Annotated in this window: 19 protein-coding genes; 9 read left to right on the top strand and 10 right to left on the bottom strand. The window is 69.1% G+C overall.

From position 1 onward, the window contains the following. The first annotated feature begins 210 nt into the window (after positions 1–210). The 5 genes from WD271_14060 (at position 211) to WD271_14040 (ending at position 6,000) form a co-directional block, all read left to right on the top strand. Positions 211–1,998 carry an MBL fold metallo-hydrolase gene (locus tag WD271_14060; GenBank protein MEX1008954.1) on the top strand — a complete coding sequence of 596 codons (1,788 nt, stop codon included), beginning with the start codon at positions 211–213 and terminating at the stop codon, positions 1,996–1,998. A 63-nt stretch (positions 1,999–2,061) separates the two neighbouring features. After that, the gene (locus WD271_14055; protein ID MEX1008953.1) at positions 2,062–2,238 is read left to right on the top strand and encodes a hypothetical protein; all 177 of its coding nucleotides are present in this window, start codon (positions 2,062–2,064) and stop codon (positions 2,236–2,238) included. Next, positions 2,238–2,804, top strand: coding sequence for a ferric reductase-like transmembrane domain-containing protein (locus tag WD271_14050; protein ID MEX1008952.1), 567 nt, complete (start codon positions 2,238–2,240; stop codon positions 2,802–2,804). The genes WD271_14055 and WD271_14050 overlap by 1 nt, the downstream gene beginning before the upstream one ends. 50 nt (positions 2,805–2,854) lie before the next feature. After that, on the top strand, positions 2,855–4,477 hold the full coding sequence (locus tag WD271_14045; protein MEX1008951.1) for a glycerol-3-phosphate dehydrogenase/oxidase: 1,623 nt from the start codon (positions 2,855–2,857) through the stop codon (positions 4,475–4,477). Then, entirely contained in the window at positions 4,474–6,000 is a 1,527-nt protein-coding gene (locus tag WD271_14040) for an alpha/beta hydrolase (GenBank protein MEX1008950.1), read from the top strand. The genes WD271_14045 and WD271_14040 overlap by 4 nt, the downstream gene beginning before the upstream one ends. Here the strand turns inward: WD271_14040 and WD271_14035 are convergent. The 8 genes from WD271_14035 to purN form a co-directional block, all read right to left on the bottom strand. Further along, positions 5,989–6,453, bottom strand: coding sequence for a hypothetical protein (locus tag WD271_14035; GenBank protein MEX1008949.1), 465 nt, complete (start codon positions 6,451–6,453; stop codon positions 5,989–5,991). The two genes, WD271_14040 and WD271_14035, sit on opposite strands and share 12 nt — an antisense overlap. Continuing rightward, positions 6,453–7,442 (bottom strand): malate dehydrogenase, encoded by a 990-nt coding sequence (locus WD271_14030; protein MEX1008948.1) that lies wholly within the window; start codon positions 7,440–7,442, stop codon positions 6,453–6,455. The genes WD271_14035 and WD271_14030 overlap by 1 nt, the downstream gene beginning before the upstream one ends. A gap of 11 nt (positions 7,443–7,453) precedes the next feature. After that, complete coding sequence (locus tag WD271_14025) at positions 7,454–8,200, bottom strand: J domain-containing protein (protein MEX1008947.1); 747 nt, start codon at positions 8,198–8,200, stop codon at positions 7,454–7,456. A gap of 51 nt (positions 8,201–8,251) precedes the next feature. Beyond that, positions 8,252–9,445, bottom strand: coding sequence for an NADP-dependent isocitrate dehydrogenase (gene icd, locus WD271_14020; GenBank protein MEX1008946.1), 1,194 nt, complete (start codon positions 9,443–9,445; stop codon positions 8,252–8,254). A 93-nt stretch (positions 9,446–9,538) separates the two neighbouring features. Further along, positions 9,539–9,763, bottom strand: a complete 225-nt coding sequence (locus tag WD271_14015) for a hypothetical protein (protein ID MEX1008945.1) — start codon at positions 9,761–9,763, stop codon at positions 9,539–9,541. After that, positions 9,760–10,617 (bottom strand): tetrahydrofolate dehydrogenase/cyclohydrolase catalytic domain-containing protein, encoded by an 858-nt coding sequence (locus WD271_14010; protein MEX1008944.1) that lies wholly within the window; start codon positions 10,615–10,617, stop codon positions 9,760–9,762. Before WD271_14010 ends, WD271_14015 begins: the two co-directional genes overlap by 4 nt. Positions 10,618–10,630: 13 nt before the next feature. Next, positions 10,631–12,130, bottom strand: a complete 1,500-nt coding sequence (gene purH, locus WD271_14005; protein ID MEX1008943.1) for a bifunctional phosphoribosylaminoimidazolecarboxamide formyltransferase/IMP cyclohydrolase — start codon at positions 12,128–12,130, stop codon at positions 10,631–10,633. Beyond that, positions 12,130–12,690, bottom strand: a complete 561-nt coding sequence (gene purN / locus WD271_14000; GenBank protein ID MEX1008942.1) for a phosphoribosylglycinamide formyltransferase — start codon at positions 12,688–12,690, stop codon at positions 12,130–12,132. The genes purH and purN overlap by 1 nt, the downstream gene beginning before the upstream one ends. A gap of 128 nt (positions 12,691–12,818) precedes the next feature. Here purN and WD271_13995 point away from each other — a divergent pair, with 128 nt between their 5' ends. Further along, entirely contained in the window at positions 12,819–13,310 is a 492-nt protein-coding gene (locus tag WD271_13995; GenBank protein MEX1008941.1) for a hypothetical protein, read from the top strand. 74 nt (positions 13,311–13,384) lie between these two features. Then, the gene (locus WD271_13990) at positions 13,385–14,401 is read left to right on the top strand and encodes a hypothetical protein (protein ID MEX1008940.1); all 1,017 of its coding nucleotides are present in this window, start codon (positions 13,385–13,387) and stop codon (positions 14,399–14,401) included. A 17-nt stretch (positions 14,402–14,418) separates the two neighbouring features. On the opposite strand, the gene sucD is transcribed toward WD271_13990, so the two are convergent. Continuing rightward, complete coding sequence (gene sucD / locus WD271_13985; protein ID MEX1008939.1) at positions 14,419–15,303, bottom strand: succinate--CoA ligase subunit alpha; 885 nt, start codon at positions 15,301–15,303, stop codon at positions 14,419–14,421. After that, positions 15,300–16,439 (bottom strand): ADP-forming succinate--CoA ligase subunit beta, encoded by a 1,140-nt coding sequence (sucC, locus tag WD271_13980; GenBank protein ID MEX1008938.1) that lies wholly within the window; start codon positions 16,437–16,439, stop codon positions 15,300–15,302. The genes sucD and sucC overlap by 4 nt, the downstream gene beginning before the upstream one ends. 65 nt (positions 16,440–16,504) lie before the next feature. Here sucC and WD271_13975 point away from each other — a divergent pair, with 65 nt between their 5' ends. Both WD271_13975 and WD271_13970 read left to right on the top strand, forming a co-directional pair. Next, positions 16,505–16,972: a hypothetical protein gene (locus WD271_13975; protein MEX1008937.1), complete on the top strand. Its 468-nt coding sequence runs from the start codon at positions 16,505–16,507 to the stop codon at positions 16,970–16,972. A 154-nt stretch (positions 16,973–17,126) separates the two neighbouring features. Continuing rightward, positions 17,127–17,632, top strand: a 506-nt coding sequence (locus WD271_13970; GenBank protein ID MEX1008936.1) for an acyltransferase, incomplete at its 3' end; no start/stop codon positions are given.

The raw sequence follows: 17,632 nt of genomic DNA, 5'->3' as shown, positions 1-17,632 counted from the left end.
GCCATGACCAACCATCCCACAACCGCGCGCTCAAATCAAGGACACTACACTAGCATGGGCCCCTCTCCTGCCTGGAAAGGCCCCGAGTAGCCCGTGGGGGCGGGCGTTCACTCAGAGCGAGTACACGACTACTTAAAGTGAAATCTGTCACACGGTACCCGGTGGGTCAAGGAAAGTCGGGCAAAGGTTGAACAAAGGCTCGGGCCGACGATGATCTTCGAGCAGTACTACCTGGAGTGCCTCTCGCACGCCTCCTACCTCGTGGGTGACGAGACCTCGGGGCGGGCCGTGGTCGTCGATCCGCAGCGCGATGTCGGCGGGTACCTCGCCGACGCGGCGGCGGCCGGGCTCACCATCGAACGGGTCATCGAGACCCACCTCCACGCCGACTTCCTGAGCGGTCACCTCGAGCTCGCGGCGCACACCGGTGCGGGCATCTCGTTCGGCGAGGCGGCCGTGGTCGACTTCCCGATCGAGCCACTCCACGATCGCCAGCGCCTCTCCCTCGGCAACGTCACGCTCGAGGTGCTCGCAACGCCCGGTCACACGCCGGAGTCGATCTGCGTGGTCGTCTACGAGCACGCGGACGACGCGGTGCCCTATGGCGTGCTCACCGGCGACACGCTGTTCGTGGGCGACGTCGGGCGGCCCGACTTGCTCGCCTCGGCCGGGAGCGGACTCACCGCCGAGGTACTGGGGCGGCAGCTCTACCACTCGTTGCACGATGAGTTGTTGCGACTTCCCGACACGACGCGTGTGTACCCGGCGCACGGCGCGGGATCGTCGTGCGGCAAGCAACTCTCCAACGAGACGAGCTCCACGATCGGTGAACAGCGCGCATTCAACTACGCGCTCGCGCCGATGACGGAAGCAGCGTTCGTTGCCGTCGTCACCGAAGGGCAGCCGGTGCGCCCGCACTACTTCGAGTTCGACGCGTCCCGCAACCGGCAGCTGCGGCCCTTGCTCGACGAGGACGAACCGCCGCCGGAGCTCTCGCTCGACGACGTCCTTGCGCTCCACCAAGCCGGCGCGATGCTGCTCGACACGCGCGAGCCCTTCGACTTCGCGGCCGGTCATCTGCGCGGCGCGATCGTCGTCGGGCTGCAGGGCCGGTTCGCGGAGTGGGCAGGCGACGTACTCGACCCCAACCGTGACATCGTGCTCGTCGGCGATCCCGCGACCGCGCACGAGACGAAGATCCGGCTCGCACGCATCGGCTTCGATCGCGTCGCCGGGCAGCTCCGCGACGCGAGCAACGTGCTCGCGCAACGAGTCGACCTCGCCGAACGCAGCTCTCGCCTCACCATCGAGCAGCTCGCGGAGGTCCGCGGACTCGAGCCCGGTCTGCAGCTCGTCGATATCCGCAACCCCGGCGAGACCAAGGCCGGCGTGCTGCCGGGGGCCGTGGAGATGCCGCTCGCCACTTTGGTCGACACCATGGGAAGCCTCGAGCGCGACCGGCCAACCGTCGTCTACTGCATGAGCGGCTACCGGTCGGCGATTGCGGCGAGCGTGCTGCGGGCGGCGGGCATCCAGGACGTGTCCGATCTCGTCGGCGGGTACGGTGCCTGGTCGGGCGCGCACCTCCCCACTTCCGTGCCGGCTCTCCGTTCAGGCACGGGGTCGGCTTCCGGGAGCAGCGAGGGCTCACCAACGATGACAGTCGAAGTACCCGAGGTGACACCCGAAGAGACGGCGGCGCTCCTGGCGGCCGGTGCGCTGTTGCTCGACGTACGCGAGGCCGACGAGTGGCAGGCGGGCCACGCGCCCACTGCAACGCACGTCCCGATGCGCGAGGTGCCCGAGCGCATCGACGAGATCCCGAGCGATCGGCGCGTCGTCGCCATCTGCCGTTCGGGCGGCCGCTCGCGAGCGGTCGCCGAGGCGCTGATCGGCGCCGGCTTCGACATCGTGAACGTGAGCGGCGGCATGCGAGCGTGGGAAGCCGCGGATCTTCCGATCGAGACCGATGACGGTTCCCCCGGCGTCGTTGGGTGACGCCGCGCGCTTTCTTCACGTCCCCTTCAGCACCGCCTCATCCCAACCCGTGACAATGTCGTGATGGCAGCACGCGGGACCATCGGTGTGCGCGGCCGTGTCGTCGCGGCCGCCGTGAGCATCGCGCTCCTGGGAGCGCTCGCCGCAGTCATGGCTGCCACCGACGGGTCGAGTGCGCCAACGCACACGCCGAGCGTGAGCTCGACGCCGGTCGCGCACACGACGACCGGTGGGAGCTGATGGCGAGCCACTTCTGGTGGTATGTCACGCGCGCGGGCGGGCTCGTCGCATGGGGGCTGATCGTGGCGTCGAGCGTCTGGGGCTTGCTGTTCGCGATGCGCACGTTCGGTCGGCGCGTGACGTCGGCGTGGATGCTGTCGGTGCACCGGTACCTGGGCGCCCTGGCGATCGTGTTCACCGGCGCGCACGTACTGGCCGTCGTCGCCGACAACTTCGTGCACTTCGATCTCGCCGACGTGCTCGTGCCGATGGCAGCGAGCTGGCACCCGCTCGCAGTGGCGTGGGGCATCGTGGGCATGTACCTGCTCGTGACGATCGAAGTGACGTCGCTGCTCCGCCTGCACCTCCCCGCGCGCGTATGGCGCGGGACCCATCTCCTCAGCTACGCGCTCTTCGCCGTGGTCACCGTCCACCTGCTCACCGCCGGTACCGACGCCGACGACGTGCTCCCCGAGATGTTGGCGATCGGCATCGGCGTCGTCGCGGTGTTCCTCGGCGCGCTGTTGCTCACCTGGCGTTCCGCACCACGCACGCGCCGCAAACTTGCGTCAACAAACGGCGTATAGCGCCCTCTGCTGACGCAAGTTCGAGTGTGAGGGGCCGGTAGCCTGAAGCGGTGCCAACTGCCGATCGTCCGCGCTTCGAGCGCGCCGACGCGTTGCACCGGTTGGGCAACACCGACTTCGACCTGCTCGTGGTGGGTGGCGGGATCACCGGAGCGGGCGTCGCGCTCGACGCTGCCAGCCGCGGTCTCCGAACCGCGCTCGTCGAACGGCACGACTTCGCGTCCGGCACCAGCTCGCGCAGCTCCAAACTCGTGCACGGCGGGCTCCGCTACCTCGACCAGCACGAGTTCCGCCTGGTCTACGAAGGACTCGCCGAGCGGCAGCGGATGCTCGAGAACGCGCCGCACCTCGTGCGGGTGCTCCCGTTTCTCGTGCCGATCCTCACCAGTGGTGGCCGCGTCGACCGCAGGTTGGCCCCGGTGCTCGGCAGCGCGCTGTGGATGTACGACCTCACCGGTGGTCTGCGGATCGGCAAGCGCCACCATCGCGTGCGCGTCGACGACGCGCTCGCCCGGTTCCCCACCCTCAACCGCGACCGCCTGGCGGGCGCGTACCTCTACTACGACGCGCACGCCGACGATGCGCGGCTCACGCTCGCGATCGCGCGTACTGCCGTCGCGCACGGAGCGGTCGCGCTGAACTACGCCGAGGTCGTGTCGTTCGAGCGCCACGGGAGCCGCGTCGTCGGCGCGCGGATCCGCGCGGGGCACGACGAGCTCACGGTCCGTGCGCGCGCAGTCGTCAACGCGACCGGCGTATGGGGCGACGACGTGCGGGCGCTCGACGAGGGCGTGCATCCGGCCTCGATTCGCCCGGCCAAGGGCGTGCACATCACCGTGCCGTGGGAGCTCGTGCGCAACGACGTCGCTGCGATCGTCCCGTCGGCACGCGACGACCGCTCGGTGTTCGTGATCCCGTGGGACGGGCACACCTACGTCGGAACGACCGACACGGAGTACGACGGATCCCTCGACGACCCGCAGTGCACCGAGACCGACGCGGCCTACCTCCTCGACGCGCTGAACGGGATCACCAACGTCGGCGCCGAGCCGGCCGACATCGTGGGCTCGTGGGCCGGGCTGCGGCCCCTCCTCGCGACCGCGCGCCGCGCTCGCACCGCCGACCTGTCGCGCCGGCACGCGGTGCGGGTGGCGCCGAGCGGTGTGGTCACCGTGACCGGAGGGAAGCTCACGACGTACCGGCGCATGGCCGCCGACGCGGTCGACGCCGCGGTCCGCGTCCTCGGCGATACCGGCTCTCCCTTCCGGCACGGAGCCGGCGCACAGTCGGCCACTCGGCACCTTCGGCTGTTCGGCGGTGACGGAATCGAACCCGGTGCGGCCGGCGTCGACCACCTCACTGGTCGCTACGGCACCGAGTCCGCCGCCGTCCGCGCGCTGGTCGACGCCGATCCTGCGCTCGGCGAGCCGCTCGTGCGCGGTCTCGCGTATCTCCGCGCCGAGGCCGTGTACGCGGTGCGTCACGAGATGGCACTCACGCTCGACGACGTGCTCGCGCGGCGAACCCGCGCGCGTGTGCTCTCACGCTCGGCATCGGCGGATGCCGCGCCCGCGGTCGCGGAGCTGCTGGCACCCGAGCTCGGGTGGTCCGACTCCGAGCGCGAGCGCGAAGTGTGCGCCTACACGCAGGCTGTGGCCGCGGAGCTTGTATGAGCCCGGCACGGATGCGCGCGATCGTCATCGGTGTGCTCGCGGTCGCGCTCGTGACGACGTCCGCATCACTTCCCGCCCGCGCGGCACCACACATTTGGCCGCCGCTTCCCGCGTTCGACACGAACATCGCGTGGTCCGACTGCGGCGACGGCTGGCAGTGCGCCACGCTTACGGTGCCCGTCGACTGGAGGAAGCCAGCCGGTGACACGGTCGGTCTCGCGCTGATTCGCCGTCCCGCGACGGCGCCCGACGAGCGGCTGGGCGCGCTGCTCGTCAACCCGGGTGGGCCGGGGGTCGGCGGTACCGGATACGTCCGCACCTTGGTGTGGCGGTTGCCCGACGTGGTGGAGGCGCGCTTCGACCTCGTGAGCTGGGATCCGCGGGGTACGGGCGCGTCCCGCGCCGTCGACTGCGTGGACGACGCGTTCCTCGACCTCGGAACCGCGGCACCCGCGGTTCCGGACAGTGCCGAGACGCTCAAGGTCGTGCGTCGCTACAACCGCGCCTTCGCGCGAGGGTGCACCGAACGCAGCGGCGCGTATGCGGGCCAGATCGGTACACGCAACTCGGCGCGCGACCTCGAGGCGATCCGAATTGCGCTCGGGGAGCCGACGCTCAACTACCTCGGGTTCTCGTACGGAACAGTGCTCGGGATGACCTATGCACAGATGTTCCCCACCGCGGTGCGCGCCATGGTCCTCGACGCCCCACCCGACTACTGGCTGGGGCAACTCGCCTACGCACACCAACAGGCCCAGGGCTTCATGCAAGCGCTCGAGGCCTTCCTCGGGTGGTGCGAGGAGAACACGACGTGCGCGCTGCGCGACGCGGGCGCACCACGCGACACGTTCACACAATTGCTCGATCGAGTGAACGCGAGCCCGATACCCGCTGAGTACACGGTGAACGGCGAGACGCGTACCGGGATGCTCACCGCGAGCCTCTTCGTAACCGCGGTGATCGCGATGCTCTACGACGAGTCGCGCGGTTGGCCGGCTCTCGGTCGTGTGCTCCGCGCCGGAGCGTACGACGACGCCGGGCCGTTGCTGTCGCTTGCCGACAGCCGTCTCGGCCGCAACATCGACGGCACGTGGGCCTCGCTGGTGGAGGCGAACGCGGTGATCAGCTGCGTCGACCGCCCCGACCCCAAGCCGCGCAGCGCCGCGCTCGAGCTCGCCGATGTCGCGCGCTTCCAGTCGGAGCTCCCGCCGTGGGGTGGGGGCTGGGCGGTCTCGGGCTGCGCGGGCATGCCGAAGCCGGCCCACGGCGACAAGCTCGGTGACGTGCGGGTCACGGGTTCGGCTCCGATCCTCGTGGTCGGTACCACGGGCGACCCGGCCACGCCCTATGCGGGAGCGGGCACGATGGTCTCCCGCATCGCCGGGTCCGGGCTCCTCACCTTCGAGAGCACCGAGCACACGGCCTACGGGTCCGGCCGCAGCACGTGCATCGACGACGCGGTCGACGCGTACCTGATCGACAGGGTGATGCCCGCGCTGGGCACGCGCTGCTCAGCGGGGTAGCTCGAGAAAGTCGGCCCAAGTCCGCACGACCGGCTCGCCCGTGACCTGCTCGAACGCGCCGCGCCCGTCGAAGGGATTGCGGGCCTTCCCTACCAGCAGCTCGCCGATCACCTTGCCGGTGTCCCACTCCAGGTCGAAACCCACCGGCACCCGCTCGCCGACCTCGGCCGTGCGCGCTTCGTCGCGGTCGTCGAGTCGCAGGCCGAAGGCCTCCAACCCGAAGCTCCAGTGTTCGCCCGGCACCTCGCACACGAGCTCCGCCCAGAGGCCGTCGGCCCGCACCTCCAGCAGCGAGCCGCGCGGCAGGGGCACGTCGTCGTGCCGGATGGCAACAAAGCCGTCGTCGCGGAGATCGAGGTAGACCCAGTACGACGCGTGATCACCGAACAGGTCGAGCTGTGCCGCGCCGTTCACGCCGTCGGACTGCTCGAACGTGAGCGCGTACCGCGCCATCAGCTCCCGAGCAGGTCGCGGACTTCGTCGCGCTCCTCGACGAGCTCCGCGATCGTGGCATCGATCTTCGACTTCGCGAAGTCGTCGTGCTCGATGCCTTCCACGACCAACCAAGACGTGCCATCGCTTCGCACGGGGAAGCCGAATTGCAGACCCTCGGGAACCCCGTACTCACCCGAGCTCATCACGACAAGCGAGTGGAAGTCGTCGGCGGGCGTGGGCATGTGGATGCTGTTCACCGAGTCGATGATCGCCTGCGCCGCCGAGGTCGCCGACGACTGGCCGCGCTTGGCGATGATCGCGGCGCCGCGCTTCTGGATCGTCTCGATGAACTCGCCTTCGAGCCACGCACGATCGGTGATTACCTCGGGCACCGGGCGGCCGCCGATCCGCGCGTGCACGAAGTCGGGGAACTGCGTGGCGGAGTGGTTGCCCCAGATAGCCATGTTCGTCACCTCGGCGTGGTGCACGCCGGCCTTCTTCGCGAGTTGCGTGCGCGCCCGGTTCTCATCGAGCCGCGTCATCGCGAACCAGCGGCTGGCCGGGATATCGGGCGCGTGCGAACGGGCGATCAGACAGTTCGTGTTGCACGGATTGCCGACAACCAGGACCCGCACGTCGCTCGCCGCGTGCTCGTTGATCGCCGCGCCGTACGGCCCGAAGATGCCGCCGTTGATCTTGAGGAGGTCGCCGCGCTCCATGCCCTCCTTGCGCGGGATGGAGCCGACGAGCAGCACCCACGACGCACCGGCGAACGCGTGCTTCGGGTCGGAGGTGGCCTCGATCCCGGCGAGCAGTGGATGCGCGCCGTCCTCGAGCTCCATCACCACTCCCTCGAGCGCGCCCATCGCGGGCTCGATGTCGAGCAGACGGAGCACCACTGGTTGGTCGTGCCCGAGGAGTTGGCCGCTCGCGATGCGAGTGAGCAGCGCGTAGCTGACGTTGCCGCTCGCGCCGCTGACGGTGACGTGGACCGGAGTAGCTGCCATGGTTTGTGAAGCTATCCCGCCGGTCGCGCGTCCGCCGAGTCGGCGAGGCCGAGCAGCAACTCGCGCGCGTCGGCGAGCTCGGCGATGCGCTCCGCGGCACCCGCGCTCCCGGCGCCGTGGTCGGGATGTGCGAGGCGCACGAGGCGGCGGAACCGCTTCTGCACGTCGTCGCGCTCGACGAGCATGCCCGAACGCAGACCCAGCACCTCCATCGCCCAACGCCGCTCCGACGGCACCCCGCGCCACTCGTCGGCGGTGCCCGAAACCGGCGCCCGCGCACCGGGCGGGAACGGCCGCAGCCCGGGCAGGCCCTCGAACATGCGCCGCACCTCGAGGCCCTCGGGGAGGAACCCGGGGCGCGCGACCGCGGCGTCGACGAAGCGGAACGCGACGCGGCGGCCCGACGGTGGCAGGGCGGCCGACGCCATCAGCGCGCCGATCACCTGCGGCGCCGGTGGACCGTGCCGGTCGAGCTCGAGGACCGGGCGCGGGGAGCCGGCTTCGACGTCGGCGCTGATGATCCGGTGTCGCGAGAGATCGAGGCCGTGCGTGTCGGTCTGGAGCCGGTAGCGCAACGCGATGCGCGGCACCGTGAGGCCGTCACGTGCGGCGTCGGCGAGTCGACTCAACGCGTCCAACTGCTCTTCGTCGAGCCCCGGTACGTGCTCGGCGATCACCGCGCCGAGCAGCGCGCCGCCGAACGCCGAACCGCTCGTGGGCAGGTAGCCGTCGTCGAGCGCCACGCGTCGCGTGGGCATGTGCCTCCGCGTGTGACGCACGTTCAGCTCGGCGAGCAGCACCCCATTCCCTTACAAGCGGTCGACGATGGCTTGCGCGAACTCCGACGTCTTGACCTCGGTGGCGTCGTCCATGAGACGGGCGAAGTCGTAAGTGACGATCTTCTCGGCGATGGTGGCCTCGAGTGCACGCACGATCGCGTCGGCGGCGTCTTCCCAACCGAGATGCTCGAACATCATCACGCCCGACAACAGCAGCGATCCGGGGTTCACCTTGTCCTGCCCCGCGTACTTCGGTGCGGTGCCGTGCGTTGCCTCGAAGATGCCGTGACCGGTGACGTAGTTGATGTTGCCGCCGGGCGCGATCCCGATGCCGCCGACCTGGGCGGCGAGCGCGTCGGACAGGTAGTCGCCATTCAGGTTCGTGGTCGCGATCACGTCGAACTCGTCGGGCCGCGTGAGCACCTGCTGGAGTGTGATGTCGGCGATCGCGTCCTTCACCAGGATCTTGCCGCCAGGATCGCCACCGCAGTCGTCCCAGCCGACGGCGACGTCGGAGAACTCTTCACGCACGAGCTCGTAGCCCCAGTTGCGGAACGCGCCTTCGGTGAACTTCTGGATGTTGCCCTTGTGGACCATCGTGACACTCGAGCGCTTCTTCGCGACTGCATACTCGATCGCGGCGCGGATGAGTCGTTTCGATCCGTAGATCGAGATCGGCTTGATGCCGATGCCCGAGTCGGCGCGGATGTCCCAGCCGAGGTTCTCGTGCAGGAGCTGGATCAGCTTGCGCGCCTCGGGTGTGCCTTCCTCCACCTCGAGCCCGGCATAGATGTCTTCGGTGTTCTCGCGGAAGATCACCATGTCGACCTTCTCGGGGTGCTTTACCGGAGACGGCACACCCGTGAACCAGCGCACCGGGCGCAGACACACGTAGAGGTCGAGGAGCTGGCGCAACGCCACGTTGAGGCTGCGGATCCCGCCGCCGATCGGCGTGGTGAGCGGGCCCTTGATGCCGATCAGGTACTCCGAGAACGTGTCGACGGTCGCCTGGGGAAGCCACTCGCCGGTCTCGTTGAAGGCTTTCTCGCCCGCCAGGACTTCCTTCCACTCGATCTTCTTGCCGAATTTCGCCGCGCCGGCGTCCATCACGAGTTGCGCGGCCGGCCAGATGTCGACGCCGGTGCCGTCGCCCTCGATGAAGGGGATGATGGGCTCTTCGGGAACGTTGAGCCGGCCGTCGGTCAGCGTGATCTTCTCGGGCATCAACCTGCTCCTACTCGGTGGAAGGCCGGCTCCGTGCCTGAACGGAAAACCGGCTCATCGTACCGGCGACCGAGTCGCGCGGGTCAGTCGAGGTCAGTCGTGGACGGTCGCGACGACGGTGAGCACGACCAGGTAGATCACGAACAAGGCACCGGCCCACAACCAGAGCGTGCGGCGCGTGAAGAGGCCGGGGCGGTCGCCCCCGCCGGCGAGCGTCATCCCGCACGACTCGCAGCGCATGGCCGACGGTGCGATCGGTGCGCCACACAACGGGCAGACCTGCTCCGCCCGGCCAGTCGGTACGGGTTCGGCACTCACGACGCGCGGCGCTCGGCGGCTTCGACCGCATTGCGGAACAGCATCGCGATCGTCGTAGGTCCGACGCCGCCAACACGCGGTGTGATTGCGCCCGCGACCTCCTCGCAGCGCTCGTCGACGTCGGGGAGCAGCTTGCGGCCCTCGTAGCGCACGCCGCCTCCCACCACCACCGACCCCGCCGTGATGTGCTCGGGCTGCAAGATGCCCGGAACTCCCGCGGCGGCGACCACGATCTCGGCGCGCTGCGTGTAGCGCGGCCAGTCGGGCACACCCGTGTGCACGACGGTGACCGCGGCATTGGCGGTTGGCCGCTTCTGTGAGAGCAGCAACGCGAGCGGACGACCGAGCGTGTACCCCCGACCGAGGATGCACACCTCGTGTCCGGCGACGGGGATCTCGTAGTGCGCGAGCAACGCTTCGATCCCTGCCGGGGTGCAGGGCACCGGCCCGGGTATCGACATCGCGAGCCGCCCCATGTTCACCGGGTGCATGCCGTCGACGTCTTTGTCGGGATCCATCTCGAGCAGCGCAGCGTCGTAATCGATTTGAGGAGGCGTCGGGTGCTGCACGAGGAACGCGTCCACTCCCGAGTCGTCGTTGAACTCACGGATCGCGGCGACGACGTCGGCCTGCGTCGCGTCCTCGGACAGGTGGATGTGCGGCGACGCCCAGCCGAACTCTTGCGCGCGGCTCATCTTCATCCCGACGTATCGAACGCTCGCCGACTCGTCGCCCACGAGGATGGTGCCGAGCCCGATCTGGTGGCCCAAAGCGGTGAGCGCGTCGATGCGCGGCTTCAATTCCTCGAACACGGCGTCGGCCACCGGCCCACCCGGCATCAACTTGGCTGTCATCGGTCGCGCACCATCAGTGCAAGAAATGCCTCTCGCCAGTGAAGACCATCGCGAGCCGGAGCTCGTCGGCCTTTTCGATCACCTTCTCGTCGCCGACCGAACCACCCGGTTGCACCACCACCGCGACGCCCGCGGCCGCTGCTGCCTCGACCCCGTCGGGAAACGGGTAGAACGCGTCAGACGCGCACGCGCCACCCGCGGCGCGGCCCGCGGCTTTCTCGGCCGCGATCTCACCCGACTGCACGCGGTTCTGCTGGCCCGCGCCGATACCGACGGCCTGGCCGTCTTTCACGAGCACGATCGCGTTCGACTTCACGTGCCCGCAGATGCGCCACGCGAGCGCCGCATCGCGCCACTCCGCCTCGGTGGGCGCGCGCTTGGTGACGACGCGCCAGTCGTCGCGCGCCGCGATGAACTCGTGCGGAGTTTGCACGAGGAAGCCACCGGAGATCTGCCGGATGTCGAGCGCCGGCGGTTCCGGCGGAGGCGCAACGAGTAAACGCGTATTCCTGCGCTTCTTGCGGAGCGCCTCGAGCGTGCCCTCCGCATAGCCGGGGGCGATCACGACGTCGGCCTGCGGGCCGGCGACCATGCGCTCCGCGGTGGCGGCGTCGATCGGCCGGTTCAGCGCGACGATCCCTCCGAACGCGGAGCGTTCGTCGCACTCCAGCGCGCGATGATACGCGGTCGCGATGTCGTCGGCGACCGCGACACCACACGGGTTGGCGTGCTTGATGATGGCGCACGTGGGCTGAGCCCCCAGATCGTGCGCGATGTTCCATGCCGCGTCGGCGTCATAGAGGTTGAGATACGAGAGCGCGAGGCCGCTGTGCTGCACCACGCCGTCCCACCAGCTCGTGGTGCCGGCGGTGCGGTACCGCGCGGCCTGTTGATGCGGGTTCTCGCCGTAACGGAGCGCCTCGCCGGTGCGATCGAGCGCGAGCACGAGGTGCTCGGGCAGCGCGTCGTCGCGTTGGAGCCAGGCCACGATCGCGGCGTCGTACGCGGCAGTCCGCGCGAATGCTTCCAGCGCGAGCGCGCGGCGCGTGCCGTTGCTCAGCGCGCCCTGCTCGCGGAGCTCCGCAAGCACGTCGGGGTACTGCGCGGGGTCGGTGACGATGGCCACCCACGCGTGGTTCTTCGCGGCGGCGCGCGTCATGGCCGGCCCGCCGATGTCGATGGTCTCGATGTCGGGTGACTCGCGGAACGGGTAGAGGTTGCTGACGACCATGTCGAACGGCGCGATGTCGTACTGCTCGAGGTCGGCGACGTGGGACGCCTTGCCACGATCGGCGAGGATCCCTCCGTGGACCTTCGGGTGGAGCGTGACCACGCGGTGGTCGAGCATCTCCGGAAAGCCGGTGACGTCGGCGAGGTGCATCACCGGAATGCCCGCTTCGTCGATCGCGCGCGCCGTACTCGACGAGCCCACCAGTTCCCAGCCGAGCTCGTGCAACCCGCGGGCGAAGTCGACCAGGCCGGTCTTGTCCCACACCGAGAGCAGTGCGCGCATCAAGCGTCCTCGTCGGCGAATCGGCGCAGAACCTCGGGGTAGAGGCGTCGCTCCACTTCCTTGATGCGCTCGTGCAGGGTCTCGGCGGTGTCGTCGTCGAGCACGCGCACCGCCTCCTGCGCAATGATCGGACCCTCGTCGACCTCGAGGCGTGCGAAGAGCACGGTGCAGCCGGTGACCTTCACGCCCGCCGCGAGCGCGTCGTCGACCGCGTGCCAGCCCTTGAATGCCGGGAGGAGCGCCGGGTGCGTGAGGAAGATGCGATCGGGGAACGCGTCGAACACCGGCTTGTCGAGGATCGTGCCGAACCCGGCCATGGCGACGAGGTCGACGCGGTGCCGCGTGAGCGCATCGACGACGTCGTTCGTATAGGCGACGCGGTCGAAGTTCTTCCCGAAGCTCGTACGCTCCACGATCTCGACGGTGATGCCGGCCGAGCGCGCGATCTCGATCGCGGCGCATTCGCGGTCGACCAGCACCACGACAATCGGGAGGTCGGCGGCCAGGAGGGCGTGCAGAATGGTGCCGGTGCCCGACGCCAGCACTCCGATCCGCCTCACGACCGCAACGTAGCCGAGCGACTGCGGCGACGGCGGTCCCCGAGGGTCCTTGCGCTCCGGCGCGCCGCGTGATCAGATGATCGCAACGCCCAAGCGGCTCATCCAGTCGCGGCTGTCGGAGGACGGGCATGGACCTGAACAAATTGACGCTTGGCGACAAGATCATGGGAGCGAGCGGGATCCTCCTGCTGATCTTCTCCTTCTTCCCCTGGCTCGGCTTCTCGTACGGCCCGATCTCAACCTCGGGCAGTGCGTGGAAGTTCACGCTGTGCTGGCTGGCGGTGGTCCTCGGCGTCGCCTGCGTGGTCTACGTCGTGTTGAAGATGCGAGAGGTCTCCCTTCCAGAGCTGGGTTCGGTCAAGTGGGGACACATCATCTTGGGGATCGCCATCGCGTCGTTCGTCTTCATCCTCATCAAGGTGATCGTGGGTCCGGGAACGGGCGGTGTCGACCTCAGCGGCAGCGGCGTCTCGAAGGAGCGCAAGATCGGCATCTTCCTCGGGCTGCTCTCTTCCGCGGGCCTCGTGGTGGGGGCCTTCCTCAACAGCAAGGAGGCCGGCGAGCTGCCGGGTGGCCTCGGGGGAAGCAAAGACGGAGGGGCAACCCCGCCCACAGCCTGAGCACTGCCAGCACGGTCGGGGGGCGCTGACCGATGGATGAAGCCGCGATTCCTATCCCACGCCTTGGTTGGCGCGTGCAGCGCCGGCCACCGCCCGGGTTCGCCCACGTCCTCGGGGCGGCCGCGGGCGCCTTCGCAGTGGTGGCGATCGTGGCGTTCGTCGTGGAGGTCACCAGCGACGACCCGACCGCACCGGGCGTCGCGTTCGACGCCCTGCTCGCGATCGCAGCATTGGCCGTCGGCTTCGTCCTCCCGGGGCCGATCCGCTCGGCATGCGTCACCGCCCTCGTGCTCAGCATCCCGCTCGTGTGGGGCTTCGGACTCCTCGGCGACGGCAACGGCGGCCGCGGCGATGTACGAGCGATCTACCTGCTGACCCTGGCCTGTTACCTCGTGCTGTACCTCGTCACCTGGACGAAAGGCCGGGCGATCTTCCTCGCGGGCACGCTGCTCCTCTTCGCGAGCTGGTTGAGCTTCGAGGTGGCGGGAAGTCAGAGCAACAACATCGTGCCGTTCCAGGGCGAGATCTCGAATGGAAGCTCGAGCACCGACGGCTTCGGCTTCAACACCGGCGACTCGTCGTTCTCGAATGCCGACGACACCACCAACTCCACCGCCACAGTGGCACTCGTGCTCGGGCTCATCTTCCTCGGCGCCGGCACGGTGCTCGACCGGAGGAAGTTCGAGGGCGCGGCCACGCCGTTCATTGCGGTGGGCGCGCTGGAGGCGATCACCGGCGCGGTCGTCCTCGGGGGAAACGAGAGCGTGCTGCTGGGTGGTCTGCTCGCAGTGGCCGCGGGCGCCGTGGTCGGCATCGTCGGCGCGCAAGGCGAGCGGCGCCGCGCGACCACCTGGATCGGCGTGCTCACCGTGTTCGGCGGACTCGTCGCGGTGCTCGTCGACATCGCACCCAGTAGCGCGGCGGGAGTCGGCGGCATCGCGCTCGCATTCGCCGCGGGTTTGGGAGTGATCGCGTGGTGGCTCGCACCGGTGCTGGGTGAGCCCAACGACGGCGACGACCAACCCGCGCCGCCGGAACCCACACCTCCCGGTGGCGACATACTCCCGATGCCCGACGAAGCGGCGGCGTAGGACTCAGAGACCCGTCGTCAGAGTTTGGCGACGACCTCGGCCATCAGTTCGCCCGCTTCGGTGGGGTTCCGGCCCACCTGCGCGCCGGCGTCACGCAGCGCCGCGATCTTCGCGTCGGCCGTGCCCTTCCCGCCCGACACGATCGCCCCCGCGTGGCCCATCTTCTTGCCCGGCGGCGCGGTCACGCCGGCCACGTACGCGACGACCGGCTTGCTCATGTGCTCCTTGATGAACTCGGCGGCTTCTTCCTCGGCCGAGCCGCCGATCTCGCCGATCATCATCACGGCCGATGTCTCGGGATCGGCTTCGAACGCGCGCAGGCAGTCGATGAAGCTCGTGCCGGGGACCGGGTCGCCGCCGATGCCCACGCACGTAGTCACGCCGACGTCTTTCTGCTTGAGCTCGTAGAGCGCCTGGTAGGTGAGCGTGCCGGAGCGGCTCACGATACCCACTGGCCCACCTGCCTTGGCGATGTGGCCGGCCGTGATGCCGATGTTGCACTTGCCGGGGCTGATGATCCCCGGGCAGTTGGGGCCGAGCAGCCGCGTGTTCGGGAAATCGCGGCGCAGCAAGTTGTAGAACCACGCCTCGTCGTGCGCGGGTACGCCTTCGGTGATGCATGCGATGAACCCGATGCCGGCCTCGGCCGCTTCCATCACCGCGGCGCGCACGCCCGGCGCCGGGATGAAGATGCACGACGCGTCGGCACCGGTCGCCTCGATCGCTTCGGCGACGGTGCCGAACACGGGGATGCCGTCGACGTCGGTGCCCGCCTTCTTCGGATTGGTACCGCCGACGACCTGGGTGCCGTAGTCGCGGTTCAGCGGACCGTAGAAGCTGCCCTGCCCACCGGTGAGACCCTGGTAGACGACCAACGTGTTCTCGTCGACGAAGATGCTCATTTGGCAAGCTCCACGACGAGGCGCGCGGCCTCGAGCATCGTCGGCTCCATGCGCAACTTGTCGGACAGATGTGGTTCGAGGATCGCGCGCCCCTCGTCGGCGTTCGTCCCGTCGAGACGGATCACGATCGGTGAGTCGATCTGCACGCGTTCGAGCGCCTGCACGATGCCAGTCGCCACTTCCTCGCCCTTCGTGATCCCGCCGAAGATGTTGATGAAGATCGAACGTACATTGACGTCGCTCGTAATCACCTCGAGCGCGCCGGCCATCACGTCGGCATTTGCACCGCCGCCGATGTCGAGGAAGTTCGCCGGCGAACCACCTACCTGGTTCACGATGTCGACGGTGCTCATCGCGAGCCCCGCGCCGTTCGCGATCACACCGACCGATCCGTCGAGGCCCACGTACTGCAGCCCGCGCTCGTGCGCGAACCGCTCGCGCGTGTCGCGTACCTGCGTGGCGTCGTACTCGACGTAGTCGGGGTGTCGGAACACGGCGTTGTCGTCGAGCGTGACCTTCGCGTCGAGCGCGTGCACCCGCCCGTCAGGAGTGAGGATGAGTGGGTTGATCTCGACGAGGTCGGCGTCACCCTCCGTGTACGCGCGGTACAGGTTGAGGAGCACCTCGACCGCGCCCTCGGTGGCTCGCGGGTTCAACCGTGCCGCCTCGACCCACTCCCGGCATCGCGGCTCGCTCAACCCGTCGACCGGATCCACGTGGATGCGCGCGATCGCGTCCGGGTTTTCGGCCGCGACTTGCTCGATCTCCACGCCACCCTGCGCCGACAGCATGCCCAGGTGCAGCTTTGCGGCCCGGTCGAGGGTGAACGACGCGTAGTACTCCTCGGCGATGTCGCTCGCCTTCTCGATCCAGACCACCTCGACGATGTGGCCCTTGATGTCCATGCCGAGAATCGCCTCGGCGTGGGCGCGGGCTTCGGCCGCGTCGGCGGCGAGCTTGATGCCGCCGGCTTTCCCGCGGCCGCCCACCTGCACCTGGGCCTTCACCACCACGGGGTAGCCCAGCCCGTTGGCCTCCTCGACGGCCTGCGCAACGGTGGTGGCCGGTGCGCCCGGCGACACCGGGATGCCGTAGCGCGCGAACAGCAGCTTGCCCTGGTACTCGAACAAATCCACGAAGGTCCCTCCGGAAAGTCGGCGCAATCGTGGCGGATCGACCTGGGCTTGACAAACTGTGAGCCATGCCGCCCGACCGATCCGACACCCGGCTCCTCCTCATGGCCACCGCGGCCGTGCTCGTCGCGGGCGTGCTCGTCGCCGTCGTGCTCCTCTTCGCGACCAGCGAGGGCGGACCCAAGAACTACCAGCCCTTCCAGGCGGGGCTGGCGAGCTCCGTGCGTTCCGACCTGCGCGACGGGGGCCCCTACTACTTCCCCGACCCGTTCGGCGGCCAGCGGAGCATCCTGTTCGCCTTGGAGCGCGGCAGCATCGTCGCACTCTCCACCCTGCTCCCCGACACGAAAGACTGCCACATCAAGTGGAAGGGCCAGATCGACCGCTTTGTCGACTGCCACGGCGACCAGCACCGGAGCGGCGAGCTCGACCGCTACGAGGACTTCATCGACCCCGCCGGTGAGAACAAGGGCATCTTGTTCGTCGACCTGCGCAAGAAGCTCCCCGCGCCCGAGCCCGCGAGCTCCGCCAACTAGGCCGGATCCGACAGTCGCGCGATTCAGTGGCGCGATTTACTCACTGAGCGGAGCGCACGCGCCCATGAATCCGCGTCATCTAGGCGGATCCACCAGTCGTGTCCGAGGCCGTTCGGCCCTGGTCGAGCGGGGCCGCTGCCCCCACGATGATCTGGTGACCGTGGACGAAGCCCGCGTCGGTGCCGTCCACGATCGTCCTCCCAGCCGATCGGGGGTTCGATTGATCCCGGGCGTCGCCCTGTGGCGCGGCGCCGGCTCGGCCGTCCCGAACACGCCGCCGGCGCGAGACCGCGTGGTCGATCTGCTGCGCGCCGGGAGCCTGCTCGTCGTCGTCTTCGGGCACATCCTCATGGCCGTGGTGACCTGGCGCCACGGGACCCCGACGGTCGGCAATCTGCTCGCCGAGGTTCCCGAGTTCAAGATCGCCACGTGGGCGTTGCAGGTGATGCCACTCTTCTTTGCGGCCGGGGCGATCGCGAACCGGCTCTCGTACGCGTCGGCGTGCGCGCGTGGTGAACCGTGGCGAACCTGGTTGTGGCACCGGGTCCGCCGCCTGATCCGTCCCGTCATCTTCTACCTCGCGATCTGGGTGCCACTCGTTCTCCTCCTCGCGGCCGCGCTCCCCGATGAGCGCGATCACGTTCACGTCCGTGGAGGCGC

This window comes from Acidimicrobiia bacterium (genome assembly GCA_040880805.1).
GTDB lineage: Bacteria > Actinomycetota > Acidimicrobiia > IMCC26256 > DASPTH01 > DASPTH01.
This window is presented reverse-complemented; position numbering and strand designations above follow the sequence as displayed.